Below are 15,839 nucleotides of genomic sequence, written 5' to 3' on the forward strand. Positions count from 1 at the left end.
AAAATCTTATGCCTAAGACATAAGATCATTGTTCTTTATCGATTATCATATCCAAAATTTTTGCCATTCTTGTGATCATTGGTACAACCAATGCATTCCCCATGCAAAAAAATCTCATCCTATTAGGCATTCCACTATTTGTCCAATCATCATCAAATCCTTGTAAACGTTCTGCTTCGATTGGCGTTAATGTTCTCAATCTTCCTGTTCCAGGATCTGAAACAACGTGTGTGCTTCTATTCAAAGTAGATTCGCTAGTTAGCATGGTTCTACCAGGTTTATCCCAAGAATCAGGGAAAGCAATAGGACCTTCTGAGAAGACATACGCATGCCCTGTCTTAGATACTCTGTTAATTTTTTTAGCACCTTTCAAATAAGTCCATTTGCTCATTTTTTCAGTTGTGATATAAAAATTTTCATCAACATTAGATTGTAAGATATCTCCTAATACGATAGGTTTTTCCATTACCGGAATAACATTATTTGTATATATTTTTCCATCTCTCATTAAACCAGCTGATTTAAAATCAAATGAGAATTTATCGGTCATTTCTAATAAATCAGATACCAAGGTACCATCAAAACATTCATGTATCTGCTCAATAGGAAATGCTTGTGCCATAAATCCTAAAGAATTAATTAATGATAATTCGTCAATTTTTTTCATAGAATTAGCATAGGCAGTGTCATCTCTATACGCAAAAATGAATACTCTTCTTCTACGTTGAGCTGCACCATATTCAGCAGCATTGATAACCCTCCACTCAGCAGAATATCCTAATTCATTTAAACAACTTAAAATGATTCCAAAATCTCTTCCACGTTGTTTTGCTGGAGATTTCAATAATCTATCAACATTCTCAAAAATACAAAAAGCTGGTCTTTTAGCTTCAATAGTATCTCTAATTTGCCACCAAAGGACTCCTTTTTTTCCTTCTATTCCTTTTGAACTAGATAATGATTGAGCTACTGAATAATCTTGACAAGGAAATCCACCGACCAAAAGCGTATGATCTGGAATAGCATTTTTATCTACGATAGAGATATCTTCACAAGTATGAAATTCACCATTCATATCTGGTAAATCTCCAAAATGTTGTATATAACATTGGTTTGCCCATTGTGTTCTCGCACCTGGTTCCCATTGCGAAAACCATGTAGTCTCCCATCCAGAATTAGCTCTTTCAAAGCCTAATCTGAATCCACCTACACCGGCAAATAACTCACATATTGTTTTGTTCATAAAGTCCTCCTAGTTTACACTTCACACTTATTTTTTTAGAATCTAAGCTTTGCCTTGAACACTATCAAACGATAGATCATGATTCTACTATTAAATGAACCTCAATTCTAAATAAGAAAATCAAACAATAGTCTCCATGATGTTATCAATGAAGTATCTTTTAATTAAATCATTAATTATAAATTGAATTTTGATTTTCTATTTTATAAAAAAATTATATCAATTCTTCTCTTTTAATTGAAGAATTTTTTTCTTATTGTTGTTGAAATATTTATAAAAACATAGAAAAATTATCCATAACTCCAAAATTTTTTAGTCAATTTTACAAAATGCTTCTTCAAGTATTTTCAAGTTTAACATCAAAATTAACATCAATAAATTTATTTAGTATTTATGCAATATCTCATAATATAACAAAAATACAATATTTCACTATAGCTTTTTTCTAAATAAAACTAATAAATTCTCTATTTTCATCATATGGCATTATTTTTAATGCTGTTGTTACCATATGATATTTTTCTCCTAATTCATAAATTTGACCATAAACTATAAATACATAGTAACCTTCCTCATCAATACAAACATCAACACCGTTTTTAAAATCACAATCCTCTATTACGTCAGATATGTTATATAAGTTGCTATGCAATATTTCCATTTGTATATGCTTATGACCTTCATCCTGATATTTCTTTAAAACTGCACAATCATAATTTCCTTTTGAATGTAGCAATTCTAAAACATTATTTATCTCATCAGCATGAATTTTTTCTTCTTGTTCATCACAGTCAATAATACTCTTACTATTTATAAGTTTCATTTTAAATATCCTCTTAATTCTACATTATAGTTACTATATAAACTATCGAAGAACTTAAAATCATATGTAATTGGTTAACATTATTAATAAAATCGCTTTTATTATTTTAATATTTTTTTAATATAAGAAAATCATTACTATATAATTAAGCTTACTTCGTTCCATTATGACTTTTCAATCACATAAAATGTTAAATATAACATTTATATCTATGTTTCATCATATATTTCATAATAATTTATTTTATCATAGTATATGATTTTTGTCATTCATATTCAATTTATTAAACATACTCGTACTTTATTAAATTACATAAATGATAATTAACTTACCATCAAAAGATATTGATCAGAATTAACAAACAATTCTATACACATAATAATTAATAAAAAGAAATTACAGATAATGTATTAATTGTAAAATATCATATCTATAATCTCTCTTCTAAATATATCAAATTATATATTAGTATTGTTATTGCTTCGTATTATAAGTCGTCTCATTTAATACAGCACAAGTATCTTTTATTAAATTCACTCAAAAATCTCAATTTATATTTATTACTATTTTAAATACTTCTTTTTTTATTTTTCATATGAATTTATTATAATTTCCTTTTCTATTATACTAATATATTCCCATAAAATATTACAAATCAATAATTAACAAATTTATGATTTCATTAATTAAACTTTCTTCTACAAAATTTTTTATATTATTCATCTCTTGAACCCATTTCATTTGGTCTTTCTCTTTCAATTCTTCTGTTATATTTCTTAATGTTTTGTATTGTTCTATAAGAATTTCATATCGTTGATTTAACTCTTTATCAATACGAATCAATTCTTCATTCAGTTCATCTTTTGCTCGTAAAGCTAGGTAATGTCCTGGATGTTTTTCTTTTAATATCCTTAGATATTCTCTTCCAAATCTTGATAAAATTGGTAATGGTCTTTCTTGTTTTAATTCAGGAAATTCATAATCTCCTACTCTGTTATATTTAATTTCTTTCATGATTTTATCCTCCTATCTTACATCTCTTTGTTTAATTTTCTTCTGTGCGATTCTTTCGATATCTTTATCAAAGCTACGATTCCTGATGTTCTCACATGCTTTGATTTGAAGCCTTAGTTTCTTTATTTCTGGTGTAAATAACTTGGCTCTTTCTGACCACTCTTCTTTTTCATCCATTGTTTTTGCTCGTTGTCGTTGATAATAACAACCTTGTCTTTGCTTTAATAAGTCATTGAGTTCATCTTGTTTTTGTTGTTGATAATTATTTAATTGATCAATATCTTCTATCTTGTTCTTGGCAAGAAGTTCAATTTCTCTAGAATATTGATCCATTTTCTTGAGTGCTTGTCTTGCTTCTTTGGAAATATGTTGTTTTCTAGTTGGTAGGATATTAATCGAAATAAGATAAGCAACATGGATTCCTGCTAGCTTAGGTAACTGTTTTCTTTTATAAAGTTGATAATATTCCTTACAACGATAATAACTTTGTGTATGTTCAACGTTTTGAGGAAGAATCCATTTATCAGTTAATCTTTCTTCAATTTCATCAAAATGATACTTTTCTCCTAATGACTTTAGATAGATTGGTTCATTACAATATGGGTGATAAATGACATCTTCTCCTTCGATTCTATCGAACTCATACCCTTTCTTTTTCATATTATCTTTCAAATCTCTAATACAATTACTTTCCTTTACAAGAGCATCAATATCTTTATTAATGTCATTCACGTAGGTTTTCATGACATGATAATTCAACTTTTTTGAATCATAGGATGGATCTTCAATGATGGATAATCCGTATTCTTTACATAGTTCATCGGAAGTGTTTCTCATATTCCAGTAATCTTTTTTGGTATTGCAAAATCGTTTTCCATCAACGAAGGAAGTTGAATTTATTAAGATATGATTATGGATATGGTCTTTATCTAGGTGTGTGGTAACAATAACTTCAAAACGATTTCCAAACACTTTTTGTGCAAGCTTTACACCAATTTCATGCGCAATATTTGCATCGACCTCATCTATTTTAAATGACTGATAACCATGAAATGCTACGATTCTTTTATGATCATGGAACAATTTTTTGGTCATCTGCATCGATTTTAATGGATTAAATGCATCACAATTAAGACAAGTTACATACTTTTTTTCTTTGACTTTATTATCTTGGCTGATGTAATCCAAGACCGTTTGCATCGTCTTTTTTTCATCTTCGACATAATTGATGGCGTTATCCAAACGATCTCGGATAGCCCAAATTGATGTTACTGCTTTAATCAGCTCCTTACTTTTTCATCAAGATTTTTGATCATTTGTCTTAATTCTTTGATGGTTTCCATGAGGGTTTTTAGTGATATGTCTTGTCTATTATTCAATGCTCTTGCTATCTGATTTAGATTATTACCGATATGATTGAACTCGTTTTTTAACTTATAATACTCTAAATCAGGTGGTACTTTTATCTCTTTGCCTAATATACAAGCTCTGGAAAATGCTTCTCTACTTAAGCTTGTTCTTTCTAATTTATTGTTTAAGATTTTAAATTCATCATCATTAAATCGTATCTTAATTTCATGATTTCTTTTCATATGAACCTCCAATCTTGCTGGTTGTACCAGCTTTTGATTTTGTATTTTGGGGACAAAATACGTTGCTTGCTAATACATAAAATCTTAAATTTAATTTATTTAAGGAGTGACGGTGTGACGGTCAAAAGGTATTGTCAGACAACTGTCACACTGTCACTAAATTTCTTCATTTCCATGATATCTTAAACAAATTGGTCTTGCTTTATTTTGTCGTGGTTGCTTCTCGTAAGAGATAAATGTTGACTCTAGGATATTACTGTTTTTTGCTAGTAAAGCTTGAAGCTGTCTTCCTGTCAGCGAAAGTGAAAGAATGGATGACAAATCTTCATGAGAACCAATAAATTCTTTTTTTCGAATGATAAAATTAATAACTTTCATAACATTCTCATCAACATCACCATCATCCTCATTTTCAGTGATTTCTAAAATCATACTATCATTTTGTAATAGTGTCATTTCATCATCCGGTATATCTTTCCCTTGTATTGCTAACTGACGTATCTTGGATAAATGGTTTTTCTTATACATAACAAGGATCGAATCAGACCCGGCTGTTAAACCTCTACTTCCATAGATTGAATCAAAAGGATGATTGACATCTACCTCTTTTTTTACATGTGTTATTAAAATAATCGCAATATGATATTTACAAGCTAATTCATGATAAGCTGTCGCTTCAGCATACTCACTATCATAATCTCGATCTTTTGATTTTCTTATCTTATGGAATGTATCAACCACTACAAGTTTTAAATCTGCATTTCTTTGAAGCTCTTGTTCAATTCTTAATTCTAAATCATACAAATGATTCGGCTTTAGAATATCAATAACAAATTTATCATTTGGGTCTACTTGCATTCTTTGCAATCTTTTTTTGATTTTTGTCTTTTTATCTTCAAAGGCAAGATAGACCGCTGTTCCTTTTTGTACTTTCCTTCCTAAGAAATTTTTACCTTCTACAATAGCATCACATAGCTGCAATCCAAAAAATGTTTTTCCTGACTTTTGTGGTGCACCTAAAAGAGTTAGGCCTACCGATATCATATTTTCAACAATATCATCTTCATCATCATCTTTAGAAGCATAAAGTTGTGTTAAAGTAAACGATCCTTCATACTTTTTTCATTTCGTAATTGAACTATACCCTTTTTATACTTTAGTGTACTTTGAATAATACGTTCTATTTCTTGGATTCCCAATGATGGTTGACATTTTGCTTCATTCTCTTTTTTAATACATTCTTTGATGGCTTCATCACTAAAACCTTTTTGTTGTAAGAAACACGCCATACGAAATAGATAATCGTTCCTACATCCTTCATTAACGATATCTTGACTTGTAAATGAACTCTCTGTTTTCTTTATGTCTATTTAAAAAGTTTCGTAATGCATCATTTATTTTTGCAACCGGTTCTTTATTAACAAACTGATATTTATTACCATCTATCATACTTGGCGGTGCTACAATGTAGCCACCTTTTCCTCGTATATCAATACCATCATACAATCCTGTACGTGTTTTAACTTCTTGTTGGTCATCATAATAGTAAAGATGAAATCCCCCTGAGGGAGATTTCACCATTTTTGTGGTAGGTAATTCTTTTCCATATTGTTTTAAAGATTCAATTCCATTATGTTGATTTTTTATATCAACATCTATAACAAATAGTTTTTCGCCCGTTACGATACCAATATTATATTGTGGATTTGTATCCCACCAATATTCAATAGTATCTGGATTCGTGGTTGCTTCTTTTATCCATGAATGAAGAACTTGCTTTCCTTTACTGTTTGGCGCCAGTGGAAAGACTCGTAGCCCTTCTTTAGCATAGGCTAGTGCACTTTCTTTTAAACTAAGCATGTGTTCCACCATACCACTTTTCATTAAAATATCTTGCAGGGACTTTACCAGAAATAACTAAATATCCTTGTTCTTCTAAATAATCATTCATCTCTCTCATCACTGCATAAGCTTTACTTTTACTAACTCCTAATAATTTAATGACATCGTATACATCATAATAACTTTTTTCAATTTCCATAATTTCTATTCTCCTTCTTTTAATATACTATCAATACTTACATCTAACGCATCAGCAATTTGTCCGATAGTTTTGAGTTGTCCAATCCTTTGACCTCTTAATATTGCAGAGACCGTACTATAAGACAAGTTGTTGATTTTACAAAACTCCTTTACTGATAATTGACGTTCTATCAGCAAGATTTTAATTCTTGTTGAGTCAACCTTCATATTTTCTCCTCCTTTTATACTCAAATTGAGTTATTTTCAATTAAATAATAGCATATATTAGGTTGTTGTCAATATAAATAACTCATTTTAAATAATTTTCATATATTTTTATTCAAAATGAGTTATATTTATTTACAAGTTGTACAAATTTGATATAATTAACTCAAGAAAGGAGGTTAAATACATATATATGGCTACTTTTTCAGATATATTAGCAAGAGAACGTAAGAAAAAAGGTCTATCTAAAGCCGAGTTAGCCAGACGGCTCAATATCCCTTATACAACTTATCAAAATTATGAAAATGGTCGTGAACCTAAAATAGATGTTATCAAACAAATATCTGATGAACTCTCTATTTGTCCGAGCGTATTTTTTGACTTAGAGAATAATGATTTTCTTTTTGATCATAGCTACCATCCTGTACAACACAACGAACTAAACGATATTCTATTGTACGATTCCGGTAAATTCTTTGACATGAAAGAAAATTTTGATAAAGAACATGAAAAAATAGGAGATTATGAGATTGATATATACACAAATTTTGATGAATTCTATACATTACTAAAGGATTTTCGTAAACTTTCATTTGTTTCAGTTGATCAGTCTCAATTTGAACAATTGCGTAATGATGCTTATCTTCTCATCGATAGAAGTTTACAAGATGCTCAATACCAATATCAAAAAGTTGTATATGAATCTCAATTTATGAATGAAGAAACAATTAAACAATATAAAGCAAATAATCCAAATTATAAGAAAGATATTATTTACAAAGTTCTCTTTACAAACAAAGAATTAGACCTTGATTTAGAAGATGATCAATCAATTGATACGATGTATCGTGTCGCATTAAAAAAATATTACAGTAAATAAAAAAAGCACTCCAGCGCCAACTAGAGTGCACAGCATGAAAAAGAATTACCTACCACAGCAATCATTTTTCATGCTCCAATTTTAACATGAAAAGGAGCGAAATACAATGCCAACATATTATGATAAGAAAACCAAAACTTGGTTTTGTAAGTTTTATTATACTGATTATAAAGGTGAGAAAAAACAAAAGAAAAAAAGAGGATTCAAATTACAACGTGAAGCTAAAGAGTTTGAACGACATTTTCTAGAACAACAAAGTACAGATCTTAATATGTCATTTGAAAACTTTGTAAAACTTTACCAAGATGATATGTCGCCTCGACTGAAACCAAAGACATTACATGTTAAAAACAATATTATTGAGAAAAGGATTCTTCCTTTTTTTAAACAATATCAAATGAATGAGATTACTGCCATAATAATAAGACGATGGCAAAATGAGCTTATAAGCCAAAACTATTCTGAAGCCTATTTAAAAAAGATAAATGGAATACTAAATGCCATTTTTAATCACGCTACAAAATATTATGACTTAAAAACGAATCCTTGTACTAAAGCTGGAAGCATTGGTAGCCATAAAAGCAAAAAAATGCAAATTTATACTATCGATGAAATGAAAACTTTATTAGAAAACGTACAAGACTATAATGATTACACTATATTCTCTACTCTTTTTTACACAGGTATGAGAAAGGGTGAATTGTTTGCATTACAAAAAAAAGATATAGATTTAGATAAAGGAGTTATTCACATTACAAAATCATATCAACGTATTAATAAAAAGAATGTCATTACATCTCCTAAAACGCACAATAGCTATAGGGATGTTAGTATTCCACAATTCCTTGTAGATATTATTAAGCAATATATCGATAATCTCTATAAACCAAAGGATGATGATTATATTTTTATGAATCATTACACAAAAGCAAGAGGGCGATTGAAATACGCACAAAGAAAAGCAAATCTTAATCCTGAGTTTACCATCCATTCCTTTAGGCATAGTCATGTTTCCATGCTTATTGAATTAGGTTATAGTGCACTCATGATAGCAGAACGTATAGGTGATACCGTTGAAACAACATTAAAAACTTACAGTCATTTATATCCTGATAAACAAATTCATCTCGTTAATAAGCTTGATGAATTAAACAATAGTACCAAATTAGTACCAGAAACGCTTCAATAAACAAAAAAACCTTGATTTTATCAAGGTTTTTTAATACTTATTATTCACCAACGTATGGTAATAAAGCCATTTGTCTAGCTCTTTTGATTGCTACTGCTAATTGTCTTTGGTATTTAGCACTTGTACCAGTTACACGTCTAGGAATGATTTTCCCATTAGCAGATATAAATCTTTTTAATAATTCAACATCTTTGTAATCGATGTAATCAATCTTGTTTTTTGTAAAATAGCAAACTTTTTTTCTAGGTCTTTGTCTTTTGAATGCCATAAACCATTTCCTCCTTAAAATTGAATATCATCTTCCATGATATCAAATGAATCAAAAGAATTATCAAAATCCTTTTCTAATTCTACTGTCTTCATATCATAGAAGTTATCTTGTGATACTTGTGGTTGTTGTTGCTGTGCTCTTTCTCTGGCAGCTCTTGTTTCCAAGAACTGTACACTGTCACAAACAACTTCAACAACATATACTTTTTGACCTTGAGCATTATCATAGCTACGTGAACGAAGTCTTCCTTCAACACCTACTAATGATCCTTTAGAACAATATTTTGCTACATTTTCAGCAACTTTATTCCAGACAACACAGTTAATATAATCTGCTTGTTGTCCATCTGCCGAATTATAGTTACGATTAAGTGCTAAAGTGAAACTTGTTACAGAAGCACCAGTATTTGTTGTTCTTAGCTCAGGATCTCTTGTCATTCTTCCAACTAATACAACACGATTAATCATCAGAACTCACCTCTTATTTAGATTTTCTAAGAGTCATATGACGGATAACGTTTGCGTTGATACGTGAAATACGTTCAAATTCAGAAATGTTTGCAGGAGTTGTTGTTGTATCAATAACAACATAGTATCCTTTTTTGTAATCCTGAATTTCATAAGCAAAATCACGTAATCCCCATTCGTTGACATTATCTACAGTTCCTTCACCATTTGTTAAAATGTTTTTGAAGTTTTCGATTAATGCATTTCTTGTTTCTTCTTCAACGTCAGGTTTTACAATAAACATGATTTCGTATTTATTCATCTTTTTACCTCCTCCTATGGTCTAATGGTCTATATTCTTCATATAGACAGGCAGTAAATATATTACATGCAAAAAAGTTTATACCATAAATCCACCTTTTTGTCAATAAGTAACGGTATAATCAAAATAATTTTACTTCACAATCACTTTATTTTTCTATCAGCTCTTATATGCAATATTGTTTTTAAATCTTCATAGACTTGATTTTTATCTTCTACATCAATCATTAACCATTTTTGATAATTCCCTTCCTTTGTATGCATATAAATGTCTTGAATACGTATATCCATTGTCGGTAACAATTTTTCAAACAGTTCTTTTTCTTTTGGTCCAATCACAACCATGACAGTCAAAAATCCCTGTCGTGGATAAACCGTACATATCGAATGACTCCCTTTTTTAAATTTCACATTCCAACCATGTTCCCAGCTACAATGGCTGAACTCATACTGTGGCTTTGCATGAAATTCATTTTCCATATATAAGTATCATTCATCCCACAATGTATTATGGATATATTGACTAATCATAGATAAAGTTGGTACACATTCCTGTGAATCTCTATCAAACATACTCCTTCACTCCTTATACAATCAACAAAAATATTTCTGCTGCAATCACTAATACAATTAAATCAATGATATTATATTTTGTAAAAGACATAAAATAACGTTTTTTATATTGCGGATAAATACGTGTTATATACTTATAAGATATAAGCGAAGCCATTGAAGCAATGAATGTTCCTAACCCTCCAATATTGACACCTATCAATAAATCATAAACATTCTTTGTAAATCCAGATAATAATATTGCTGTTGGAACATTAGAAAATACTTGTGAACAAATAACACTGATAATCATTTCATAACCATTGACAATCTGATTTAAAAATTGTGCAATCATATCTATATTCTTTAAATTTCCTATAAAAATAAAGAAACCAACAAATGTCAACAATAATAAATAATCTACTTTTACGATGGTTTTATAGTCCATAAAACCACATACAATCATTATAACAGGTAATAAATAAAAAATACTTAAAAGATGCAAAACACTTAAAATACATAATACAAATAAAATCATATAAATCCATAGATAAGTGATATTCGTATCTTCTTTTTGATAAATCTTTGGTGTTTCAATGGATTGATTTCTATGCATAAATATATGTATCAATAAAAGTATCAAAGATAACATGACAAATGGTAAAATCATTATCATAAAATGACTCAAGGACATATCAAAATAAGTATACAAGAAAAGATTTTGTGGATTTCCTATTGGTGTACACATACTCCCTAAATTAGCAGCTAAAGTTTGTAAAACAACGATATGAACGACTCTTTCTTCCATCCTTAATATTTTTAAAACAACAATTGTTAGAGGAACAAAAGTAATTAATGCAACATCATTTGTTATTAACATACTCAATAAAAAACATAATCCTACAAGCAATAAGTCTAATTGTCTGGTTGTTTTGATTTTCTTCATAAAAAAGATAGCAATCTGTTGAAATAATTGGATATTTTGCAAACCATTCACTATAACCATTAAACAAAATAATAAAGCTAAAGTTGTATAATCAATATATCCTAAATACTCAAAAGAAGGTTTCACAAAAAAGCAAGATAAGATAGCTAAAATCCAAGCTATCATTAAAACCGTATCTTTCTTTATGATTCCCCATATTCTCCTCATTTCTTTCACCTCACGAAATCCTATTTTAGCATAAATAACCTAACTATCAATTTCTTTTCATGCAAAAAGTGCCACTTCACAATGGCACTATCTATTTCTAGAAACAAGATACTTCTTCATTTCTTTTAAAAGCGTTCTTGCTCCTTGTTGACAATCATAATTTGTTAAAATATCTTTAATCATACAATCTGTTAAAGGGATTGGAGTTTGATTTAAAAGAATTTGTTGAAGATGTTGTTTTTGTAATGGTTGATATTCAATAATTTCATCTATACGATTTAAAAATTCTTTAGAAAAGAACGATTCTAAATATTGGTGTGATTGAAGTTTCTTTTTAAAACCTACCACAGGTTGATTTTGTCTTGTAATATTAGATGTCATCATAATAATAGTATCTTTAAAAGAAAGAATATGATGTTGATGATCCTTTAAAATACCTTCATCAAAGACTTGTAAAAATAAATGTATAACTTGTGGATGGGCTTTTTCAATTTCATCTAATAAAACGATACTATCGGGATATAAAATCATATCATGAAATAAAAAAGATTGCTGATCAAAACCAATATAACCTGGAGAAGACCCTATAAGTTTGTTGACACTAGTTGCATCACTATATTCTGACATATCTAATTTGATAAAGTGTTTATGCAAAGTTTTCGCTAGAATCTTTGCTGTTTCGGTTTTTCCAACACCACTGCTTCCTGTTAATAAATAAACACCTTTAGGACGATGTGAATGAGGATATTGAGCAAGTGATTCTAAAGATTCTACCAATTGATGAATTGCTTCCTGTTGTCCAATAATATGTTGATGAAGTGTCTGTTCAATATCAAGATAAGAACTTTCTTGTAAACAACTTCCTGAAATTTCTTCTATCACTTTTTCAATATGACATGTCTGTAAAACCTGTTCGTTTTGAAATATAGCTTTGACACAAGATAAATCCAAAACATCTAAGGCTTTATCTGGAAAAACACGTGAAAGTAAATATTGATCGCAAAGGTCTATAATTTCATCAAGTCGTTCATTGGGGATATGAATATGATGATAATTTTCATATTGCTTTTTAAGTCCTAAAAGAATATCTTTGGTTTCTTCTTTTGTATTTTCATTGATTTTCAATATTGAAAAACGTCTGTTCATCGCTTGATCTTTTTCAAAGTATTGATAATATTCTTCAATGGTTGTCGCTCCAATCAAAGTTAAATCCTTTCTTGCTAAAAAAGGTTTTAAAATATTAGATGCATCAATAGCTCCTTCAGCTCCTCCAGCCCCTATTAAATTATGAATTTCATCTATAAATAAAATTGCATCTTTAGCTTGAATGACCTTATCAATTAATTTTTTGAATTTTTCTTCAAATTCTCCACGATACTTTGTTCCAGCAACAATACTTGATAAACTTAATTCATAAATCACTTTGTTTTGTAATAAGGCAGGAACTTCTTTTTGATTAATCTTATATGCTAGTTTTTCTACTAATGCAGTCTTTCCTACACCTGCTTTACCTATCAATAAAACATTATTTTTTTCTTTCTTACAAAGTGTTAAAAAAAGTTGTTCTAACTCTTGTTCCCTTCCTATCATCAAACGATTTTCGTTTTTTACACGTTCATTAAAATTAATTAATTCATGTATTTTATCTAATTCATAAAGAAGGGATTGTTTTTCACTTAATTTTTCTTTTAACTGATTAAATGAAACATGATATTTGTTTAATAATTCTACAGCAACACTTTCTCTTTGCAGTAGTAAAGCCAAACATAAAGTATTGATTGTCACTTTACTTTCTTTTCTTTCATGTGTGAGACGAATAGCTTCTTCTAATATCTTTTTTACAACTTCACTATATTCCATATAAAAAGGTTGAATATCTTTTTTGCCAAACAACCTGACTATATCTTTATAAATGACATCATCATCAACATGATAGGTTTTTAACATTTTTGTTAAAGGGATTTCTTTCATTTTTAATACTGATAATAAAAGATGCTCACTTCCTACATGACTATGCCCCAAATCAAACGCTATACTTTCAGCAATAACAATGGCTTTTTGTGCCTGTTCATGAAATTGTGTAAGCATATGACACCTCTTTTCCTTTCTATCATATGAACTCTATTTGAAATTATTAACGTTTTCTTTATATTTAATCATTTTATTATTTTGCATTATTTACCAAAAAAAGAGATAATGCTTTAACATTACCTCTTATAGTTTTCTTTTAACTGTCCATAAACAACATATCTATTTTCAGTTCCAGTATAACATGTACTTAACATAATCATATTGACTTGTTTTTCACTGACATTTTGATAAACAGAAGCTTCACTCTTGACTTGATTCATATATTTTTGATAATCAATACCTTTTTGATATAAATCACTTCTTGAATCAATGACCGCAGAAGCTACACCTTGATAAATATTAATACTTCCATCTGGTAAGTAAATATAAATATTTTGGTGTTCATTAAAATAATCTTTTTCTACGAAGTATCTTAAATCATGAAAACGAGAACCATTTTTCATATTATGTCCATAGATAATTGTATTATCATCACTAAAATTTCTTGAATTGATTTCATCAATAAAAAGATTTCCTGCCGTATTTGCTTTCATATATAAGTCAGTACGCAAATATGTATCATTATTTTCCCCCTTAAGAATAGGCTCATCAATCTTTGTATCTGGAATATATAACCATCCTATCACATCTGAATTGATATTTTGAAGTTCTTCAAAATTAATAACACGTTTTAATGGATCATTTTCATCTTCTTGAGGTTCTTCTACATATTTTGTAATAAGTTCTGTACTCTCTTTTTCAATAGTATAATAATTATAGAATATCTTTCCCAATTGAAAAGCTGAAAAAAGAAAAACACATATACAAACAACAAGTAATATTCTTCTAATAATCTTTTTCATTAAACATTAAACTTGAAGAACATAATATCACCATCATGCCCTACATATTGTTTTCCTTCCTGACGAATTTTTCCAGCTTCTCTTAAAGCATGTTCACTACCATATTCCATTAAATCATCATAGCTATATGTTTCTGCTTTAATAAATCCTCTTTGGAAATCAGTATGAATAATTCCCGCCATTTCTGGTGCCAACATCCCTTTTTTAAATGTCCAGGCTCTCACTTCATCTGCTCCAACGGTAAAGAAAGTATTTAAACCTAACAAAGCATAGGCTTCTTTAATTAACTTATCTAACCCACTTTCATCAATACCTAAATCATCTAAAAACATCTGTTTTTCTTCTTTATCTAAACCAACAAGTTCACTTTCAATCTTGGCACAGATAGGAACAACATCACAGTTTTCTTTTTCAGCATATTCTTTTAATTGAACATAATAAGGATTACTTTCTGGATTTTCTAAATCTTCTTCTCCAAGATTAGCTACATAAATTAAAGGCTTCATTGTCAATAATGTGTATTGTTTAACAATATCCATTTCCTCTTTAGAAAAAGATAATACTCTCGCTGGTTTTCCAGCTTCTAAAGTTTCTTTTAAAGGTTCTAAAACTTCCATTTCAGCCTTTGCTTCTTTATCACCAGATTTAGCTTTCTTTTCAATTTTACCAATACGCTTTTCCACTGTTTCCAAATCAGCAAAAATCAATTCTAAATTGATTGTTTCCACATCTCTAACAGGATCTACATCCCCATCTACATGAGTAATATCTTTATCTCTAAAACAACGAACAACTTCACAAATTGCATCTGTTTCACGAATGTTTGCTAAAAACTTATTTCCTAAACCTTCTCCACGACTTGCCCCTTTGACCAAACCTGCAATATCAGTAAATTCAAATGTTGTAGGAATTGTCTTTTTAGGATTAAAAATCTTTGTTAATTCATCTAAACGATAATCAGGAACTTCCACAACACCTACATTAGGATCAATTGTCGCAAATGGATAGTTTGCTGCTTCAACCTGTGCATTTGTAATTGCATTAAATAATGTTGACTTACCCACATTAGGAAGTCCAACAATTCCGGCTGTTAATGCCATCTTTTCATCACTCCTTAACTCCATTCCATTTTAGCGAAAAATTATTAAAAAGGCAATTCTTATTCATATCTTTTC

Annotated in this window: 19 protein-coding genes and 1 pseudogene; 2 read left to right on the top strand and 18 right to left on the bottom strand. The window is 29.3% G+C overall.

All coding sequences use genetic code 11. The annotated features are described in order from the left end of the window. Positions 1-25: 25 nt before the first annotated feature. The 10 genes and pseudogenes from dcm to KEC48_RS10760 all read right to left on the bottom strand — a co-directional run bounded on the left by dcm (position 26) and on the right by KEC48_RS10760 (position 6,922). Positions 26-1,243, bottom strand: coding sequence for a DNA (cytosine-5-)-methyltransferase (dcm, locus tag KEC48_RS10715; protein WP_211962210.1), 1,218 nt, complete (start codon positions 1,241-1,243; stop codon positions 26-28). Between the two features lie 445 nt (positions 1,244-1,688). Further along, on the bottom strand, positions 1,689-2,066 hold the full coding sequence (locus tag KEC48_RS10720; RefSeq protein WP_211962211.1) for a hypothetical protein: 378 nt from the start codon (positions 2,064-2,066) through the stop codon (positions 1,689-1,691). Positions 2,067-2,714: 648 nt separating this feature from the next. Continuing rightward, positions 2,715-3,080 (bottom strand): TnpV protein, encoded by a 366-nt coding sequence (locus KEC48_RS10725; RefSeq protein WP_211962212.1) that lies wholly within the window; start codon positions 3,078-3,080, stop codon positions 2,715-2,717. 12 nt (positions 3,081-3,092) lie between these two features. After that, positions 3,093-4,322, bottom strand: a complete 1,230-nt coding sequence (locus KEC48_RS10730) for a relaxase/mobilization nuclease domain-containing protein (protein WP_211962213.1) — start codon at positions 4,320-4,322, stop codon at positions 3,093-3,095. A 38-nt stretch (positions 4,323-4,360) separates the two neighbouring features. Next, on the bottom strand, positions 4,361-4,672 hold the full coding sequence (gene mobC, locus KEC48_RS10735; protein ID WP_211962214.1) for a plasmid mobilization relaxosome protein MobC: 312 nt from the start codon (positions 4,670-4,672) through the stop codon (positions 4,361-4,363). A 156-nt stretch (positions 4,673-4,828) separates the two neighbouring features. Further along, a pseudogene (locus KEC48_RS10740) lies at positions 4,829-5,746 on the bottom strand (AAA family ATPase); the annotation flags it as partial. 20 nt (positions 5,747-5,766) lie between these two features. After that, positions 5,767-6,042, bottom strand: coding sequence for a primase alpha helix C-terminal domain-containing protein (locus KEC48_RS10745; protein WP_349291061.1), 276 nt, complete (start codon positions 6,040-6,042; stop codon positions 5,767-5,769). After that, positions 5,993-6,532, bottom strand: a complete 540-nt coding sequence (locus KEC48_RS10750) for a bifunctional DNA primase/polymerase (protein WP_211962217.1) — start codon at positions 6,530-6,532, stop codon at positions 5,993-5,995. Before KEC48_RS10750 ends, KEC48_RS10745 begins: the two co-directional genes overlap by 50 nt. Beyond that, on the bottom strand, positions 6,525-6,713 hold the full coding sequence (locus KEC48_RS10755; RefSeq protein WP_029482170.1) for a hypothetical protein: 189 nt from the start codon (positions 6,711-6,713) through the stop codon (positions 6,525-6,527). The genes KEC48_RS10750 and KEC48_RS10755 overlap by 8 nt, the downstream gene beginning before the upstream one ends. A gap of 5 nt (positions 6,714-6,718) precedes the next feature. Continuing rightward, the gene (locus tag KEC48_RS10760; RefSeq protein ID WP_156346888.1) at positions 6,719-6,922 is read right to left on the bottom strand and encodes a helix-turn-helix transcriptional regulator; all 204 of its coding nucleotides are present in this window, start codon (positions 6,920-6,922) and stop codon (positions 6,719-6,721) included. Positions 6,923-7,112: 190 nt separating this feature from the next. On the opposite strand from KEC48_RS10760, the gene KEC48_RS10765 reads away from it, so the two are divergent. After that, complete coding sequence (locus KEC48_RS10765) at positions 7,113-7,799, top strand: helix-turn-helix transcriptional regulator (protein WP_211962218.1); 687 nt, start codon at positions 7,113-7,115, stop codon at positions 7,797-7,799. A gap of 106 nt (positions 7,800-7,905) precedes the next feature. Further along, the gene (locus KEC48_RS10770; RefSeq protein ID WP_211962219.1) at positions 7,906-8,988 is read left to right on the top strand and encodes a site-specific integrase; all 1,083 of its coding nucleotides are present in this window, start codon (positions 7,906-7,908) and stop codon (positions 8,986-8,988) included. Positions 8,989-9,028: 40 nt separating this feature from the next. On the opposite strand, the gene rpsR is transcribed toward KEC48_RS10770, so the two are convergent. The 8 genes from rpsR to ychF all read right to left on the bottom strand — a co-directional run bounded on the left by rpsR (position 9,029) and on the right by ychF (position 15,764). Then, complete coding sequence (rpsR, locus tag KEC48_RS10775) at positions 9,029-9,256, bottom strand: 30S ribosomal protein S18 (RefSeq protein WP_087357267.1); 228 nt, start codon at positions 9,254-9,256, stop codon at positions 9,029-9,031. A gap of 14 nt (positions 9,257-9,270) precedes the next feature. Beyond that, positions 9,271-9,726, bottom strand: a complete 456-nt coding sequence (gene ssb, locus KEC48_RS10780) for a single-stranded DNA-binding protein (RefSeq protein ID WP_087357266.1) — start codon at positions 9,724-9,726, stop codon at positions 9,271-9,273. A 13-nt stretch (positions 9,727-9,739) separates the two neighbouring features. Continuing rightward, positions 9,740-10,027 carry a 30S ribosomal protein S6 gene (gene rpsF / locus KEC48_RS10785; protein ID WP_087357265.1) on the bottom strand — a complete coding sequence of 96 codons (288 nt, stop codon included), beginning with the start codon at positions 10,025-10,027 and terminating at the stop codon, positions 9,740-9,742. A 143-nt stretch (positions 10,028-10,170) separates the two neighbouring features. Then, on the bottom strand, positions 10,171-10,506 hold the full coding sequence (locus tag KEC48_RS10790) for a DUF3788 family protein (protein ID WP_211962220.1): 336 nt from the start codon (positions 10,504-10,506) through the stop codon (positions 10,171-10,173). A 106-nt stretch (positions 10,507-10,612) separates the two neighbouring features. Beyond that, positions 10,613-11,731 carry an SLC13 family permease gene (locus KEC48_RS10795; RefSeq protein WP_087357262.1) on the bottom strand — a complete coding sequence of 373 codons (1,119 nt, stop codon included), beginning with the start codon at positions 11,729-11,731 and terminating at the stop codon, positions 10,613-10,615. An 87-nt stretch (positions 11,732-11,818) separates the two neighbouring features. Continuing rightward, positions 11,819-13,819, bottom strand: a complete 2,001-nt coding sequence (locus tag KEC48_RS10800; RefSeq protein WP_087357261.1) for an ATP-dependent Clp protease ATP-binding subunit — start codon at positions 13,817-13,819, stop codon at positions 11,819-11,821. 119 nt (positions 13,820-13,938) lie between these two features. Beyond that, positions 13,939-14,664 (bottom strand): class B sortase, encoded by a 726-nt coding sequence (srtB, locus tag KEC48_RS10805; RefSeq protein ID WP_211962221.1) that lies wholly within the window; start codon positions 14,662-14,664, stop codon positions 13,939-13,941. Then, positions 14,664-15,764 carry a redox-regulated ATPase YchF gene (ychF, locus tag KEC48_RS10810; RefSeq protein WP_205089833.1) on the bottom strand — a complete coding sequence of 367 codons (1,101 nt, stop codon included), beginning with the start codon at positions 15,762-15,764 and terminating at the stop codon, positions 14,664-14,666. Before ychF ends, srtB begins: the two co-directional genes overlap by 1 nt. Between the last annotated feature and the right edge of the window lie 75 nt (positions 15,765-15,839).

The organism is Clostridium sp. C1, from assembly GCF_018223625.1.
Taxonomy (GTDB): Bacteria; Bacillota_I; Bacilli_A; order Erysipelotrichales; family Coprobacillaceae; genus Allocoprobacillus.